The following is a 15,149-nucleotide window of genomic DNA, read 5'->3' as shown; positions in this document are numbered from 1 at the left end:
CGTGTGAAAGTAGGTAATCGTCAGGCTCCCCCTAAAAACCCCTTGCTAACTCGTGTAGCAAGGGGTTTTTGCTTTTCCCCGGCAATATCGCCCAGCCCCGGCGCGCCTGCGTGGCTTGATGTCCAGGTCGTGCCGACGGCGATAATGCCGAGCGGTGGCGCGGCTTCACGGCTCGATGCCTAAGTCATGTCGACGGCGATAACGCCTGGCCCTGTCGCGGCAGCGTGGCTTGATGCCCAGGTCGATAACAGGCCAGAGTTCGTTAGCAAGGCGCTGGACGCCTGGGCTCACGAGCACGGCGTGCGGCTTCAGTTCATCCGTCCGGGAAAGCCGGTCGAGAATGCGTACATTGAGAGCTTCAATGGACGGTTACGCGAAGAATGTTTGAATCAGCACGTATTCCGAAGCCTTGACGATGCACGCAAACGCATTGAGGCATGGCGCAACGATTACAGCACTGTGCGCCAGCACAGCGCCCTGGGGCGGCTGGCGCCGGACCAATTCCGGCAACTGCATCAACATCAAATCAGCAACGTCACTAACTTAAGATTGGTTTACTCGGCGGGGTAAGGTCAATCGAACGCGTTATCGCCCGCGCATGGCCTCTCGCGATTGACGTCTGCTTAGCTATTTCAGAATGGGCGCCTCGATTGTCTCAATGCGCTGGGTGTGGGTGATCGAACAGCGTTATCGCCGGCGCATGGCCTCTCGCGACTGACGTCTGCTTGGCTATTTCAGGAATGAGGTGCCTCAATTGTCTCAATGCGCTGGGTGATCGAACAGCGTTATCGTCGGCGCGTGGCTTCGCGCGACTGACCTCCGTCTGGCTATTGGGACGGGATTCTGTCAGGGTCCCATACTGCAAACTTAAATGCGGGCGTTACGGCGACGGGGCCGAGGGCGCCCCGCGGACGACGCATTAAGGCGGCCGTTGCCGACCGCCTGCGCTACTGAGCGTCGAACGGCAGCCGATATTGCGCAGGGTCTTCGGGGCGTGGTCGACGGCGACGCAACAGCGCCGCGCTGGGCCTGTCGGGCGCTGGGGCCGGTGGATCTACCAAGCTGAGGCGAAACGCCGGGCGGCTCAGCGGCAGAACGGCCAGTAGTGCTGCCTTGCCGCGTACCGACGTCGGGATGTCGTCTTCCACTGCGGCCGACTGAGCGCCAGCGACGTCATGCACGACGGTATCGCTCGCCTGATGCAAGGCGGCGAGGCGTCGGCCCAGGAGTCGGTAAATATCAGGATCAAAGCCGGTCGCGGCAGGCAAGGTGTCGACGAAGGCGTCCAACGCGTCACGCGACGTCACAGTGCCCAGATACTGCCAGCGGTCGATCACGTGGTAGTCGACCTCCGAGGTATCGGCGCTGCGTTCTTCAACCGCGATAGGGCCTTCGTACGGCCACGTTTCCAACCGTAGCGTGGCGAGCGCTTGGCGAACCCGCTCGGTGTGCGCGGCGAGCGGCATATCGCCGACGCATACACCATCACAACGCTTGACCTGGTATCCGAAGCACGGCCGGCCGGCGCCCACGGTCTCCAACCCGAGCTGCACGCAGCACAGACGATGTTCGTCCGCCAGCGTGCGCAGCGCGCTCTGCGCACCCGTGCGCGACGAGAAGGTGCCGTACAAGGCCTCGGCGCCGGCAAAATCGACCGCCTTCGCGCTGACGAGCTCGGGCGTGTCGGCATCCGGCGTGAGTTGCCAGCTATAGAGTTGCGAAGCACGGCGAAGTTGACGGTTATGTACCGGCTGCAACTGCTTGACCAGTTGCGACTCCAGCAGCAACGCGCCAAGCTCGCCCGCCGTGCGGCGAGCTTCCACACGCCGGATTTCCTGCGAGATACGCAGATCCTTGGCGACCTGATGATCGCTGGAGAAATGCGAACGCACGCGTGCGCGGATGTCGACGCTCTTGCCCACATACAGCAGCATGTCGCCTTCGCCATAGAAGAGGTAGACGCCGGGGCGGTTCGGCAGGGCGTCGATGGCATCGTCCGGTAACTGCGGCGGCTGGCTCGAACGTTTGGTCACCCGTTGCACCGCCTGCTCGATCAGATCGGGCGTGTAAATCGTGTGAAGCTTTTGCCAGAACTGCCAGAGTAGATCGGCGTCGGCGAGCGCGCGGTGACGGCCCAGCGGGGCGAGGCCGAACCGGGCGATCAGCGCATCCAGACCGTGCCGCGCCGCCGAGGGAAACAGCAGACGCGACAGACGCACCGTGCACAAAACATCGGCTTGAAACGCGATGCCGGCACGCCGGAATTCGTTTTTGAGAAAACCATAATCGAAGCGCGCATTGTGGGCGACAAACAACTTGCCTCGCAGACGTTCCGCCAATCCGTGCGCCAGCGTCTCGAACGACGGCTGACCGCGCACCATCTCATTGGTGATTCCGGTCAACTGCTGGATAAACGGGGGGATCGGTTCGGCCGGATCGAGCAGGGTACTCCACTGTTCCACGCCATGCGGGCCGACTTCGACCACGCCGATCTCGGTGATGCGGTCGCCGAGCGCATTGCCACCCGTCGTCTCCAGATCGACGAAGACCATCGGCGCCGGCAGCGAGCGGGCGAGCGCATCAGGATCCATCACTTCGCGGATCGCGGCGTCGTCGGCGTGCTCGATTACGATGTCCCGCATGTCATCGGTCGCGTTGCGCCTGCGCACTTCGGCCGCGCTCAGGCCGGCCATGCCGGCGCATTGGCGTGCGACGCGATCGGCCGAACGGATCGGTCGGACGGAAACGGCGCCGCGTCGTCGCCGGAGAGGTCGTCATCTGCGAATGCCGCGACGATGGCACGGAATACCGCCGGTGCCGGGGCGTCGGGCCAATGCAGATCGACGAGTGCATCGAGCTGCGGCAAAGCGCCGTCGCGACGCAGCGCCTCGTCGCCGGGCAGGCGCAGCAGCCGCGCCAGCGCCCACGCCTCATGCCGTGCATGCAGGCCAATATCCGCCTCTGCCTCGTCGGCAATGGCGAGGAGCGTGCGCCAGTCGAGCGTCAATGCCGCTGCCGCTTCACTCGGATGATTCGCTTCGTTCGCTTCCTCAGGGGCTGTCGCAACGGCGGCAGTGCGTGCCGATGTGGCTTTCGCGGTGCCCGCACGCTGTTGCGCGTAGCGCGCGGCAATCGCTCTCACGATGCCAGCAAGGTCGCGCTCGGCAGCGCTTAGCGCCAGTTGATCCCAGTCGATGGTTTCCATAAGACATTCCTCGATTGGAGGACATGATACTGTATAAAATCACAGTGCGCGAGTGACGTGACCCGACCGACCCGACGGGGTCGCCGCCGTCGTCGCCGCATGTAATACTTTGCGCCATGCCCACCCTGCGGGAACCCGACTTCGATGTTGACCCTGTACACCTTTGGCCCGTCGTTCGGGCTGCCCGATGCCAGCCCGTTTGTCGTCAAGGCGGAGATGCTGCTCAAGCTCGCCGGACTGTCCTATCGGACGGATCGCAGTGGATTTCGGCATGCCCCCAAGGGTAAGCTTCCCTATATCGATGACGAAGGTGAGATCGTCGCGGACTCCACGCTGATCCGGTTGCACATCGAGCGTAAGTACGGGTTCGATTTCGATGCCGGTCTCACGCCCGAGCGACGGGGCGCGGCGTGGATGTTCGAGAAGGCGCTGGAAGATCATTTCTATTGGCACGTCGTGCAGGCGCGCTGGTGCGACGAAGACAACTTCGCCAAGGGGCCGGCTTCGTTCTTCAAGGCGATTCCCTGGCCGGTGCGGCCACTCGCGCAAGCGTTCATCCGTCGCAAGATCCGCGGCACGCTGCACGCGCAGGGCACCGGGCGCTATACGCCACAGGAGCAAACGCAACTGCTCAAGCGCGGCGCACAGGCGGCGGCCGAATTGCTCGGCGACAAACCCTATTTTTTCGGTGATGCGCCGTGCGGCGCCGATGCCACGGCTTTCGGTTTCATCGGTAGCGCCGCGTCGCCGCATTTCCGCATGGCGCTGCGCGACGAAATCGCAAACCATCCGAATCTGATGGCCTATGTCGCGCGCATGCAGCGCGAGTTCTTTCGCGACGCGGGCGAAGGCTCGAGCGCTTGAGGCGTAGCGTCCGATAGGCAGGACGGCAGGACGGCAAATCCGCGATTTCACGACGTCACACTGCCGCGAATTGACATCGACGCTGGAGGCCGACGCCGGGCTGGATCAGCCCGCCTCGGAAGCTGTCTCGTCGCTCGGCAGCACGTCGGAGAGCACGAGGTTGCGCCCGGAAATCTTCGCGGCGTACAGCGCGCGGTCGGCGCGCATGCACAGCGCCTCGAGACTTTCATTCTCGTGCCACGTCGCCACGCCGCCACTGAGCGTGTATTGACACACGCCGAACGGGCCGGCCACCAGATGTCGGCTCGCCTGGCTGCGCAGGCGCTCGGCAATGCGAATTGCACCGGGCGTGTCCGTGCCCGGCAGCAGCACGGCAAATTCCTCTCCCCCCAGCCGCCCGAAGACATCGCCTTCGCGCAGGATATCGCGCACGAGCTTCACGAATTCGCGAAGCACCGTGTCGCCGCCCGCATGGCCGTGCGTATCGTTGATCTGCTTGAAATGATCGAGATCGATGACCACGATCGAAAGGGGCCAACTGCGGGCCACCGCCCGTGCCATCTCCTGACGCGCGAGCAGGTCGAAGTGTTTGCGAGAGAGCGCGCCGGTCAGATAGTCGCGGTTGGCGGCCTCTTCTGCGGTGGCGAGCATGGCGTCGTGAATCATCATGACCGCGCCCATCGTCATGGCGGGCATGACGATCGTGCCGATGGTGAGCATCACGGCGTTGAACATCGTGGGCGCGAACACTTCGGGCCCGGGCGCCGGCGCCCAGCCGAAGGCCACGCCGCGCACGGCATGCCCGATGGCGAACGCCGCCGCGAGGCCCGTCGTCAGCCAATAGTTGTAAGGATGCCGGCGCGCGGGAATATGTCGGGCAATGAGCACGGCCGTGGCCAACAGCCACGCCGCGTGAAACGCGGAGACGACGACCACGCGCGCCTGTGGGTCGTCGGTGCCGTAGCGCCAGAACACGATGGCGGCAGCGAGCACGCCGAGCGATGCGCCCAATGCCGGCCAATGCGGCGATTGGCCGAGAAAGCGAGCACAGCCCGCGAAGTAAAGCAGCAGGCCGCCCGCTAGGGTAACGTTGGCGACAGCGATCGACAGGACGTCTGGGACGACGCCGCGCAGCGCAAACAGCGGCAGGGCAATGAGTACCGCGACGTTGGCGAAGCACCACTCGCGAACGCCCGCCACGTGCGAGCGTAGAAGAGATCCCATGATCAGCAACATCATGAAGCTGAGCAGGGAGGTGATCGCGAGCAAAGACGTCGTCAACATGGCGATGACCAGCGGGGGAAGCGGACATGTGTTGTGCATTGTAATGTACGCCGCTACGCGCGTTACATGCCTAACACGCCAGTAGAATGACTGGGTTCGTCTTTTTTGTTTCAAGGAGTTTGCGTCAATGCCGAAGACCCGATCCTATCCGTCACATCGCTCCCCTCGCTTTCGCCGGTCCCCCACGCTGGCGCTGGCCGTCGTGGCCATCGCCGGGCTTGCCGCACTCCCGGCGCAGGCGCAGCAAGAGCCGATGTTGCGCCGCTCGGCCCAGCCGCCGCTATTTTCTGCCCCGGCCAGCAGCGCAAGCGCCCCGGCGGCGGATATCAATCGCGACGTGCGTCCCGCGCTCGAGGCCGCCAACCTCTGGCTGGGACTGACGGACATCAATCGTGGAAAGCAGAGCTGGGAGCAGGCCGCCCCGGTGTTCCAGCGAGCGATCACGGCCGACGACTGGGCTCAGCGCCTGCAGGCCGCGCGCGAGCCGCTGGGCCGGGTGAAGTCGCGCAAAACCGCGGATGCGGTGTTTACGCGCACGCTGCCCGGGCAGCCGGACGGCGAGTATGTGGTCATTCAGTACAACACGGTCTTCGAGCACAAAGCCGAGGCCCATGAGATGGTGACGATGGTCTTCGGCATCGACAGCCGTTGGCGGGTCGCGGGCTATTTGGTGCGCTGATGTCGGGCTGACGGGGCCAGCGGGGGCTGGCCGACGATTTCCCCGTCGCGAGCCGAGCCGGGTTCACGCCAACGGGCGACGAGCAGCGCACGCTCGCCACGCGCAACACCTTCAGCGACTTTTCGCCAGAATGCGGTAGCGCGCTCACGTGTGAGCGGTTGCATGAAACTCACGGATGCACCGCCCTGCACGCAGTCGATGAGTACGTCGGCAAGCACGTCGATCGCCGCCAAGGTCTGGGCGCCGTCAAGTCGCTGCAGGGCGATGGGCGAGGCGATGGACGACAAGGCAAAAGGAATCACGGTGTTCTCCTTGCAGCCACGAACGGTAACGTTACGAGCCCGACCAGATAGCGCGCAGAGACCGGCGTGGGATTGTGGAAGCTGATCGGCCGATCGAGCCGCATGGCGAGACAATCGCCGCTACCCAGCCGCCACGCGACGTTGTCCAATGTGACCTCGATCGTGCCTTCAATCACCCAGATCTGTTGCCAGACTTCGTTCTCTCGCGTGCCGGCCTCATAGGCGACGCGCTCGCCCGGTGGGAAGCGAACTTCGACAAGCTGCAACGGCGACGGCTGCGCCGGCGAAAGGTTGCGTCGCACGTAGCCCGAGTCCGGGTCCGTCCAGAACGGCTGGTCGGCACGGCGTGCGAGCGGCGATGGCAGCGTATCTTCCCTCGCCCGGTCATCGAACAACGAAGCGAGCGTAACGTCGAGCGCGGTGGCAAGCTTGTCGAGCACGTTGGCCGTCGGGCTGGTCTGCGCCCGCTCGATGAGCGAGATGCTCGAGCGACTCACGCCGCTGCGTTCCGCCAGCGTATCCAGGGAATAGCCGCGCTCGCTGCGCAAATCTCGCACACGGCGGGCGATGCGTTCGTTGATGTCCATGACGTCCAGTTTACTGGAAATTAATTTCCAGTAAAATAGATGGCATTGTTCACGCCGTCATCCACGGCTTCTTGTTTGCGGGACCCCTCAAATGACTTCCTCGCTCATCGTGCGCGACGCCACCGACGCCGACCTCCCGGCTATTCGCGACATCTATAACGACGCTGTCGAGCACACGACCGCCATCTGGAACGAGGTGCTCGTCGACGTGGACAACCGGCGCGAGTGGCTCGCGGCACGCGTGGCGCGTGGGTATCCCGTGATCGTCGCCGAGCGCGACGGCAAGGTCGCGGGATACGCGTCGTTTGGCGACTGGCGCGCGTTCGACGGCTATCGTCACACGGTCGAGCATTCCATTTACGTGGACAAGGACGCGCGAGGCGGCGGCGTCGGCGAGACGCTCATGCGCGCGCTGATCGAGCGCGCGCGCGCCATCGGCATTCACGTGATGATCGCGAGTATCGAAGCGCAGAACGCACCGTCGATTCGGCTGCACGAAAAGCTCGGCTTCCTTACGGTCGGCACGTTCAGCGAAGTCGGCACGAAGTTCGGCCGCTGGCTCGATCTCACGTGCATGGAATTGCGTATCGACGCCACGCGCTGAAACGCGCGCCGTACCCTCCGTTCGATGCCGCTATGTCCAAAAAGATATAGCGGCATTTCTCATTGGGCATAGGCAACATCACCCGCTTCGAATAGCAACCGTCCGCGCCCGCTGCACGGCGTGCATTGGACGACAGCACATGCGCATTCTCTCGCGGCGTGCTATGGCCAACCTTGTCATTCCTGGACTCGGCGTGTAGCCTTGCTACGTCCGGTGTCACTCATGAAGCGTCTTCTCACCGAACTTCACGAGCGCATCACGGCAGGTGAATGTCACGCGTCGTGACCATGCCTCGTGGGTCGAGTCGGCAAGTGTCCGATATCTCGCCCCGGTGATCGTCGCGGTGCCGTTTTGTGCGCATGGGTGTCTGCGCGAGCTTGGTGATCGTGATACATCCCCCCAAAACAAGACGGACGGAACGCTTATGCCGCGCCTGCCAAGAAAGCCCGCTCCCCCTGCGGTTGTGTCGAGCGACGACGCTCGTCAAGATGCCGCCGCCGAATCTCCCGCGTCTTCTCGAAGCGCCCAATGTCCCGATGCCGCCCCCGGTGTCGCGGTGACGCGTCGCGGGTTTCTCAAGGCGTCGGTGATTGCGGGTATCTCTGTGTATATCGCCCCGTTGGGCAGCCGGGCGTTCGCCGCGCTGTTCGAAGACAAGAACCTCACGCCGGTTGCGTGGGACGCCGCCAAGGGACAAGCGAAGTTCCGTATCGACGGCACGGCCAAGGTGACCGGGGAAAAGATTTTCGCGCGCGACGTGCGCTCGCGCGACATGCCGGGTTGGCCCGTGCAGCAAGCCCATGCCTTCGTGCTGCGCGCGACGCATGCCGACCGCGCATATCTAGGTTTCGATCTCTCGCGTCTGGACGATGGCCTGCAACCCGATCGTGTTGTGACGGCCGACGATCTGGCGCGCGACGGGATCGCGTTCCCGGCATTCTATGGCGACGACATGTTGCTGCCGGCCGGCAAGACGCCGGCTTATCTCGGCCACGCCGTCGCGATCCTGATCTATCGCGACTTCACGCGCTTTCGCTTCGCCAAGGACAAGCTCAAGTTCCACGACGAGATCATTCGCTACGGCGACGTGACGGGCCCGCTCGAGCGCGATCCGTGGGGCAGCTTCCGCTTCGTGCGCGTGGGCGGCAAGACGGCCTATGACGATGACGTCTACTCGAGTCTGAAGGACGCGCCGATCTTCCCGAGCATGATGCGCAAGCATCTGCCCGTGTGGCCGGACGGCAACGACCACGGCAAGCTCGACGAGCAAGGCATGGCCTACGCGGCGAAGATCGGCGAATCGCTCTCGCACCCGCCGACGAACTGGCTGGTGATGTCGCGCGAGTACCGCACGCAGTCGATCGACACGGCGGCGCTCGAACCCGATAACGCCAACTGCTGGTACGACGCCGCCACGCAGACGCTGCATATGGTGGTGCCCTCTCAATCGCCTTCGGAAGTCGCGGAGAACGCGGCGGCCATGGCGGCCAAAGGCCACTTCCCGGTCAAGCGCCTGATCGTCTATCCGTGCTACACGGTGGGCTACGGGTCGAAGGATCACTACAACATGCCGTTCTACGGTCTGGCCGCAGCGATGTACGGCGACGGCCTGCCCGTGCGCCTGGCCAACGACCGCTACGAGCAGTTCCAGACGTCGCTCAAGCGTCACGCGTTCACGCTGCGTTATCGCCTCGGCGTCGACAAGGAGAGCGGACTGCTCCAGGCGTTCGCGGCCGACATGGAGTGCAACGGCGGCGGGCGGATGAATTTCTCGCCCTCGGTGGCAATGGTCGGAGCGACGGCAGCGCAGTCGATCTACTACATCCCGCAGAGCGATCTGGCGAGCGTGGCAATTGCGTCGCGGGCCATCGATGCCGGGTCGGCGCGCGGTTACGGCACGTTGCAGTCGATGGCCGCCACGGAAATGATGATCGACGAGATGGCGGCGCAGCTTGGCGTCGATCCCATCGAGTTCCGTCTCAAGAACGCGCTGCGCTCGGGCATGAAGAACACGCAAGGGGCGATTCCAGCGGGCGCGGTGCGGGTGGATGAGGTGCTTGCTCGCGCGAAACGGCATCCGTTGTGGACGCAGCGCGAAAAGAAGAAAGCGGAGTTCGAGGCGACACATCCGGGACGTCGTTACGGGGTCGGATTCGCTTGCGTGCAAAAAGACTTCGGCACTGGTGCCGAGACGTCGTTCGCGCGTGTCGAGATCGACGAGACGGGTAAGATAGCGTTACATCACACGGCCGTGGAGATCGGTACGGGCACGTCGACGTCGCAAGCGGTTGCCGTGGCGAAATGGCTTGGCATGCCGGCCACGGAGGTGCATGTCGCGATCACCGACTGGCCGGAGTTGCCGGTCGTGACGAGCGGCGATCCGTATCTGATGTCGCAGGCCGATCAGGACAGGCTCGCTGCCAATGCGCGTTGGTCGCCGGGATACGCCTCGCCGTCAAGCGCGACGAACTCTGCCTACTACTTCACGCACAGCACGCGAGAAGCGGCACGGTTGCTCTTCATGCAGGGATTGTGGCCGGCGGCGCTGTCGATCTGGCGTCGCGGCCTCGGCGGCGGACAGGCCGCACCGCTCGTGGTGCGGGCGGAAGACGCACGCTGGGTCGACGGCAAACTCACGGCCGCCGGGCTCGAAGCGCTGCCGTTACCCATGCTTGCGAAGGCGGCCCACGAACTGGGCCTGGTGACCGGAGCGACGGTGCATGTCTTCAATCGTTGGCAGTGGGCCGAAGCGGACTGGGATCTGGGCAACGGCGCGATGCAGCGACTGCCTGTCGATGGCATTGCGTTGCGCTTTGGAAAGGGTGGGGCCACGCCGTCGACGGCCACTGCGTCGACGTCGGCCACCGGCTATCGCACCCTCGATCGCAAGCGCGTGTACTACCCGCCGGTGCAGCGTAACAACGCAGCGGTGACGTACTACAGCGCCGTCGGCACGCTCGTGGCGCTGTCGGTGCACGAGGCGACCGGCAAGGTCGAACTGCTCACCCATCATTCCATTGTCGAATGCGGCAACCAGATCTCGCCGCAACTCGTCTCGGGCCAATTGCAGGGCGGTCTCGCGATGGGAATCGGCCATGCGCTGCACGAGTATCTGCCGCTTTATGAAGACGGCCCGGGCAATGGCACATGGAACTTCAATCGGTATCACCTGCCGCGTGCGGTCGACGTCGCCGTGTGGACGCAAACCGGAGAGGTATTGCCACCGATCTCCGAAACCGACGTTCCGAAAGGCATTGCGGAAGTGGTGATGATTCCCGTCGTTGGCGCGATTGTGAACGGTCTCGCGCATGCGATCGGCCATCGATTTACGACGTTGCCGGTGACACCGGAGAAGATCCAGGAGGTACTGGCATGACAAACGCTTCGAGCACACCGCAGGCCGCGTCGGACGCCACGGCGTCGACGGGCGCGGGACAACCGATGAGCGCGGCGAGTGCGGCGCCGGCACCGCTTGCGGCGAATGCGGCGGCAGCCCCGGCAAACGGCAAAGCACCGTGGGAGACGTTGCCCGTCACCGTGAAGGTGAACGGTGTGTCGCATGGCCCGATGGACGTGCCGGCCGGTTTGATGATGATCGACTGGCTGCACGAGACCCTGGGCCTGACCGGCTCGCGTCTGGGCTGCGGGCAGGGCATCTGCCACGCCTGCGTAGTGATCGTCGATCACGCCGACGGCAGCAGTGAGACCGTACGCACGTGCATTACCGGGGCGAACTATTTCGACGGCAAGACGGTGCGCACGGTGGAAGGCCACGCGGTGCGCGATGCCGACGGCAAGCTCACGCTCGCACCGATCCAGCAGGCGTTTCTCGATCACTTCAGTTTCCAGTGCGGCTACTGTACGCCGGGCTTTGTGAATGCCGCGACGGTGTTGATCGAACGGCTGAAGCGCCACCCGGTCGCGCGCGCCGATCTCGAAGCCGCGATCACCGAGGGACTCAACGACCATATCTGTCGGTGCACGGGGTATGTGCGCTATTACACGGCCGTGCGCGACGTCGTGCTCAAGACGCCCGGTTGTATCAGGGATGCGAAATGAGAGGGGACGCCATGCGCCTGAATCGCGCCACCCGCTGGAGCGCGCGCGCGGCTTGTCTTGTCGCGCTGCTGCTCGTCGCCGCCTGCAACGACTCGACGGTGCCCAAGCCCCCCAAGCCCGCCCAGCCGCCAATGCCCAAGACGACGGCGGCGCCCGCGCTCGTGACGAGCGGGATGGCCGCGGATGCACCGAGTGCCTCGGCATCGTCGGCCAGCGGTGGGGCCGCGGCATCGGCCTCGCCGGCGGAGAACGCATTGCCCGAGCGAATCGCTCGCGGCAAATATCTGGCGCGAGCGGCCGATTGCGCCGCGTGCCACACGAGCGCGAACGGCGCGCCGTTCGCGGGCGGCGTGCCGCTCAAGTCGCCATATGGCACGTTCTATGGCACCAACATCACCCCGGACAAGACACACGGCATCGGCGGCTGGACCGCCGACGACTTCTACCGCGCGCTGCATGACGGAATGGCCCCGGACAAGGCGCTGTATCCGGCCATGCCGTACACGTCCTATCGGCAGATGACCCGCGCCGACAGCGACGCCATCTACGCCTACCTGATGTCGGTGAAGCCGGCGGCCGTGCCCAATCGAAAGCACGATCTCTCGTTCCCCTACAACGTGCGCCCGAGCATGCGCGTGTGGGACTGGATGTTCCTGAAGGACACATTGCCCGATGCCTCGAAGGGACAGTCCGCCGACTGGCTGCGTGGACGCTATCTCGCGAACGCCTTGGGACACTGCGCCGAATGCCACACGCCACGCGGCACGTTCGGTCAGCTCGACAGCGCGAAGCCGCTCGGCGGGGCGGCGCTCGCCCGGATTGCCGCGCCTGATCTCACGCCCGACGCCCTGGCGGCACGCGGCTGGACGGTGAAGGATCTGCAGTCGTTCTTTGGCACGGGAATTGCCCCGCAAGGGTCGGCATTCGGCGAGATGTATCCGGTGGTGCATCTGAGCACGCAATACCTCACGCCCGACGATCTGCGCTCGGTCTCGACGTATCTGCTGGGCGACGCGCCTCCCGCGCCGGCCCCACTCCCGGAGCGTCCTGACGCGAGTCAGTTGAAGGCGGGACGCAACCTCTATCTCGCCGTGTGTGCGGGCTGCCATGCGGTGGACGGCACAGGCAAGCCGCATGTGGCGGTGGCGATGCTGGGGAACTCGACGGTGCGTCAGAAGGATCCGCGCAATCTGATCGTCGCGATTCTCGATGGCATCGAGCCGCAGCAGTTCCCTGGGCTGGAAGCGATGCAGGACATGCCGGGCTTCGCGCGCCAGTTCACCGACGCGCAGATTGCCGAGTTGAGCAATTACCTGCGTGTGGCCTACGGCGCTCAGGCGGGCGACGTGAATTCCGAGATCGTCAGACAACTGCGCCAGAAGTGATCCGGTGCACTGCCGCGCGCAACGGCATGACGCATAATGTCGCGCCATGTCCCGCACACAACGTCTCTTCTCATTGATGCAGCTGCTGCGCCGCCACCGCTACCCGGTGGCGGGCGCGGCGCTGGCCGACTCGCTCGGCGTGAGCCTGCGCACGCTCTACCGCGACATCGCCATGCTTCAGGCCCAGGGCGCGCACATCGAGGGGGCGCCGGGGCTTGGCTACGTCCTGAAGCCGGGCTTTCTGCTCCCGCCGCTGATGTTCTCCGAGGAGGAAATCGAGGCCATCGTGCTGGGCTCGCGGTGGGTCGCCAAGCGCACCGACGGCGCCCTGGCCGAAGCCGGCGCGAACGCGCTGGCCAAGATCGCGGCGGTGTTGCCGCCGGACCTGCGCGCGTCGCTCGAGGCATCCACCTTGCTCATCGCCCCGGGCGAACCGTTACCGCCGACGATCGTCGACATGACGGTCATTCGCGAAGCCATTCGCGCCGAGCGAAAACTCCAACTCTCGTATCGCGACGAAGCGGGTCGCCTGTCCGAGCGTGTCATCTGGCCGTTTGCGCTCGGCTTCTTCGATCACATGCGCATGATCGTCGCGTGGTGCGAGCTGCGCGACGACTTCCGTCATTTCCGCGCCGATCGGATCGAGGCGCTGACGGTGAGCGCGACGCGCTACCCGCGCGGGCGACGGGCGCTGCTCAAGGCGTGGCGCGAAACGACGGGCAATCGGTGAGCTCCGCCGGCTTTCGCGATGCTTCGCGGGCGCCGGTCGACTGCTGACAAAAATTGACAGCATCGCTTCGTACGATGCGATGCATGACAGCGCACGACGGCACCGCAGATGCGGGGACCGGCCGGGCGAATCGTCATCCATCACTATTGACAGGAGCGAATCATGCTGCATCCGAACTTGGTCATTTTGTATGTTTCGAGTCCCCCCGAAAGCGCGGCGTTCTATGCCGAATTGTTCGACCTCGAGCCGGTTGAAGCATCGCCCGGATTCGCGATGTTCGTGTTCCCGTCGGGGATGAAGTTGGGACTGTGGGCGCGCTATGGCGTGGCGCCGACGGCCATCGCGCCGCCCGGCGGCAGCGAAATCGTGCTGCCGGTGGCGTCGAACGCCCACGTGGACGCCACGTGGGAGGACTGGAGCGCGCGAGGCATCACGATCCTGCAGGCGCCGACGACGATGGACTTTGGTCGCACGTTCGTGGCGTCCGATCCCGATGGTCACCGCGTTCGCGTGTACAAGCTCGCCGACACGCCGCGATAAGCCGAGCGTGCGGCGAGGGTAGGGGCGAGGGGGGCGCCAGAGTCGCGGGCCGCCCGGGCCCATCGCCCATCGCCGCATTGACGCCTTACATCGCGGTGGCGGATTTCACGAGCACGGGCGTGTCGCGATACTGTGCGGGGAACAGACGCTTGAGGTCTTTCACCTTCGGCAGGTCGTTGATGACGATGTACGGATACGTCGGGTGCTCGGTCAGGAAATCCTGATGATAGGTCTCGGCCGGATAGAAGCCCGAGTACTTTTCCAGGCGGGTGACGATGGGCTTGCTGTAGACATGCGAGGCGTTGAGCTGCGCGATATACGCGTCGGCGACACGGCGTTGTGCGTCGCTCATCGGGAACACGGCCGAACGATATTGTGTGCCGGTGTCGGGGCCCTGACGATTGAGTTCGGTCGGATTGTGCGCGACGGAGAAGTAGATTTGCAGCAGTGTCCCGTAGGAGACTTGCTGCGGGTCGAACGTCACTTCCACCGATTCGGCGTGGCCCGTCGCACCGCCGCTGACGGTTTCGTAATCGGCCGTCTTCGCGGTGCCGCCTGCGTAGCCGGACACGGCTTTCGTCACGCCCTTCACATGCTGGAACACCCCTTGCACCCCCCAGAAGCAGCCACCGGCGAATACGGCCGTCTCGGTGTGGACCCCCGTGGCGGGCTCGTCGAGCTTTGGGGCGGCGATGACAACGGCTGTCTCGGCACCGCCGAAGGCGTACGCGCCCACTTGCCAGACGAGTACCCCGACGGCGGCGGTGCCAAGCAGCAGGCGTCGCACTCGCGAAGCGGGCGTCGTGCGGCGGGGCGACTGGCCTGGCGTTTCGTCGCGGGCCTGCGACGGGTGAAGCGGATCGAACGGATTCATCTGAAAACTCCCGGCGTCCGTAGACGCCTCGATGGC

13 protein-coding genes and 2 pseudogenes are annotated in these 15,149 nt (G+C 64.7%); 9 read left to right on the top strand and 6 right to left on the bottom strand.

The genetic code is table 11. The features are described 5' to 3' along the window. Positions 1-237: 237 nt before the first annotated feature. Positions 238-570: pseudogene (locus tag PCE31107_RS20815) on the top strand (integrase core domain-containing protein); the annotation flags it as partial. A gap of 377 nt (positions 571-947) precedes the next feature. On the opposite strand, the gene PCE31107_RS20810 reads toward PCE31107_RS20815, so the two are convergent. Further along, entirely contained in the window at positions 948-2,642 is a 1,695-nt protein-coding gene (locus tag PCE31107_RS20810; protein WP_246181915.1) for a 3'-5' exonuclease family protein, read from the bottom strand. Between the two features lie 38 nt (positions 2,643-2,680). Continuing rightward, positions 2,681-3,205 carry a DUF2471 family protein gene (locus PCE31107_RS20805; RefSeq protein ID WP_150610515.1) on the bottom strand — a complete coding sequence of 175 codons (525 nt, stop codon included), beginning with the start codon at positions 3,203-3,205 and terminating at the stop codon, positions 2,681-2,683. 144 nt (positions 3,206-3,349) lie between these two features. Between PCE31107_RS20805 and PCE31107_RS20800 the strand changes: the two genes are divergently transcribed. Then, entirely contained in the window at positions 3,350-4,069 is a 720-nt protein-coding gene (locus PCE31107_RS20800; protein ID WP_130026708.1) for a glutathione S-transferase C-terminal domain-containing protein, read from the top strand. Between the two features lie 105 nt (positions 4,070-4,174). Here PCE31107_RS20800 and PCE31107_RS20795 read toward each other — a convergent pair whose 3' ends face one another. Further along, on the bottom strand, positions 4,175-5,353 hold the full coding sequence (locus tag PCE31107_RS20795) for a GGDEF domain-containing protein (RefSeq protein ID WP_150610514.1): 1,179 nt from the start codon (positions 5,351-5,353) through the stop codon (positions 4,175-4,177). Positions 5,354-5,480: 127 nt separating this feature from the next. Here PCE31107_RS20795 and PCE31107_RS20790 point away from each other — a divergent pair, with 127 nt between their 5' ends. Next, positions 5,481-6,032: a DUF4019 domain-containing protein gene (locus PCE31107_RS20790; protein WP_130026706.1), complete on the top strand. Its 552-nt coding sequence runs from the start codon at positions 5,481-5,483 to the stop codon at positions 6,030-6,032. A gap of 29 nt (positions 6,033-6,061) precedes the next feature. On the opposite strand, the pseudogene PCE31107_RS20785 reads toward PCE31107_RS20790, so the two are convergent. Beyond that, positions 6,062-6,310, bottom strand: a pseudogene (locus PCE31107_RS20785) (GNAT family N-acetyltransferase); the annotation flags it as partial. Positions 6,311-6,330: 20 nt separating this feature from the next. Continuing rightward, positions 6,331-6,921, bottom strand: a complete 591-nt coding sequence (locus PCE31107_RS20780) for a helix-turn-helix domain-containing protein (protein WP_150610513.1) — start codon at positions 6,919-6,921, stop codon at positions 6,331-6,333. Between the two features lie 91 nt (positions 6,922-7,012). Here PCE31107_RS20780 and PCE31107_RS20775 point away from each other — a divergent pair, with 91 nt between their 5' ends. The 6 genes from PCE31107_RS20775 (at position 7,013) to PCE31107_RS20750 (ending at position 14,239) form a co-directional block, all read left to right on the top strand. After that, positions 7,013-7,525 (top strand): GNAT family N-acetyltransferase, encoded by a 513-nt coding sequence (locus tag PCE31107_RS20775; RefSeq protein WP_150610512.1) that lies wholly within the window; start codon positions 7,013-7,015, stop codon positions 7,523-7,525. A 556-nt stretch (positions 7,526-8,081) separates the two neighbouring features. Continuing rightward, entirely contained in the window at positions 8,082-10,901 is a 2,820-nt protein-coding gene (locus PCE31107_RS20770) for a xanthine dehydrogenase family protein molybdopterin-binding subunit (protein WP_150610511.1), read from the top strand. Further along, positions 10,898-11,584 carry a (2Fe-2S)-binding protein gene (locus PCE31107_RS20765; RefSeq protein ID WP_130026703.1) on the top strand — a complete coding sequence of 229 codons (687 nt, stop codon included), beginning with the start codon at positions 10,898-10,900 and terminating at the stop codon, positions 11,582-11,584. The genes PCE31107_RS20770 and PCE31107_RS20765 overlap by 4 nt, the downstream gene beginning before the upstream one ends. Before the next feature lie 131 nt (positions 11,585-11,715). After that, on the top strand, positions 11,716-12,969 hold the full coding sequence (locus PCE31107_RS20760) for a cytochrome c (RefSeq protein ID WP_150610526.1): 1,254 nt from the start codon (positions 11,716-11,718) through the stop codon (positions 12,967-12,969). A gap of 46 nt (positions 12,970-13,015) precedes the next feature. Beyond that, complete coding sequence (locus PCE31107_RS20755; protein WP_150610510.1) at positions 13,016-13,699, top strand: helix-turn-helix transcriptional regulator; 684 nt, start codon at positions 13,016-13,018, stop codon at positions 13,697-13,699. Positions 13,700-13,861: 162 nt separating this feature from the next. Continuing rightward, positions 13,862-14,239 (top strand): VOC family protein, encoded by a 378-nt coding sequence (locus PCE31107_RS20750; RefSeq protein WP_017235070.1) that lies wholly within the window; start codon positions 13,862-13,864, stop codon positions 14,237-14,239. Positions 14,240-14,324: 85 nt separating this feature from the next. Here the strand turns inward: PCE31107_RS20750 and msrA are convergent, their stop codons facing one another. After that, positions 14,325-15,113: a peptide-methionine (S)-S-oxide reductase MsrA gene (msrA, locus tag PCE31107_RS20745; protein ID WP_425494740.1), complete on the bottom strand. Its 789-nt coding sequence runs from the start codon at positions 15,111-15,113 to the stop codon at positions 14,325-14,327. Positions 15,114-15,149 lie beyond the last annotated feature (36 nt).

It is taken from the genome of Pandoraea cepalis (assembly GCF_902459625.1).
GTDB classification, from domain to species: Bacteria; Pseudomonadota; Gammaproteobacteria; order Burkholderiales; family Burkholderiaceae; genus Pandoraea; species Pandoraea cepalis.
Note: the sequence above shows the minus strand (reverse complement) of the source record. Positions and strands in the feature narration are given on the sequence as shown.

Excerpts from the sequence above, each read along its gene's own strand:
- PCE31107_RS20765 (WP_130026703.1), top strand. The coding sequence starts at position 10,898 with ATGACAAACGCTTCGAGCACACCGCAGGCCGCGTCGGACGCCACGGCG.
- PCE31107_RS20750 (WP_017235070.1), top strand. The coding sequence starts at position 13,862 with ATGCTGCATCCGAACTTGGTCATTTTGTATGTTTCGAGTCCCCCCGAA.
- PCE31107_RS20795 (WP_150610514.1), bottom strand. The coding sequence starts at position 5,353 with ATGTTGACGACGTCTTTGCTCGCGATCACCTCCCTGCTCAGCTTCATG.
- PCE31107_RS20775 (WP_150610512.1), top strand. The coding sequence starts at position 7,013 with ATGACTTCCTCGCTCATCGTGCGCGACGCCACCGACGCCGACCTCCCG.
- PCE31107_RS20760 (WP_150610526.1), top strand. The coding sequence starts at position 11,716 with ATGCCCAAGACGACGGCGGCGCCCGCGCTCGTGACGAGCGGGATGGCC.
- PCE31107_RS20790 (WP_130026706.1), top strand. The coding sequence starts at position 5,481 with ATGCCGAAGACCCGATCCTATCCGTCACATCGCTCCCCTCGCTTTCGC.
- PCE31107_RS20810 (WP_246181915.1), bottom strand. The coding sequence starts at position 2,642 with ATGCGGGACATCGTAATCGAGCACGCCGACGACGCCGCGATCCGCGAA.
- msrA (WP_425494740.1), bottom strand. The coding sequence starts at position 15,113 with ATGAATCCGTTCGATCCGCTTCACCCGTCGCAGGCCCGCGACGAAACG.
- PCE31107_RS20755 (WP_150610510.1), top strand. The coding sequence starts at position 13,016 with ATGTCCCGCACACAACGTCTCTTCTCATTGATGCAGCTGCTGCGCCGC.
- PCE31107_RS20805 (WP_150610515.1), bottom strand. The coding sequence starts at position 3,205 with ATGGAAACCATCGACTGGGATCAACTGGCGCTAAGCGCTGCCGAGCGC.
- PCE31107_RS20780 (WP_150610513.1), bottom strand. The coding sequence starts at position 6,921 with ATGGACATCAACGAACGCATCGCCCGCCGTGTGCGAGATTTGCGCAGC.
- PCE31107_RS20800 (WP_130026708.1), top strand. The coding sequence starts at position 3,350 with ATGTTGACCCTGTACACCTTTGGCCCGTCGTTCGGGCTGCCCGATGCC.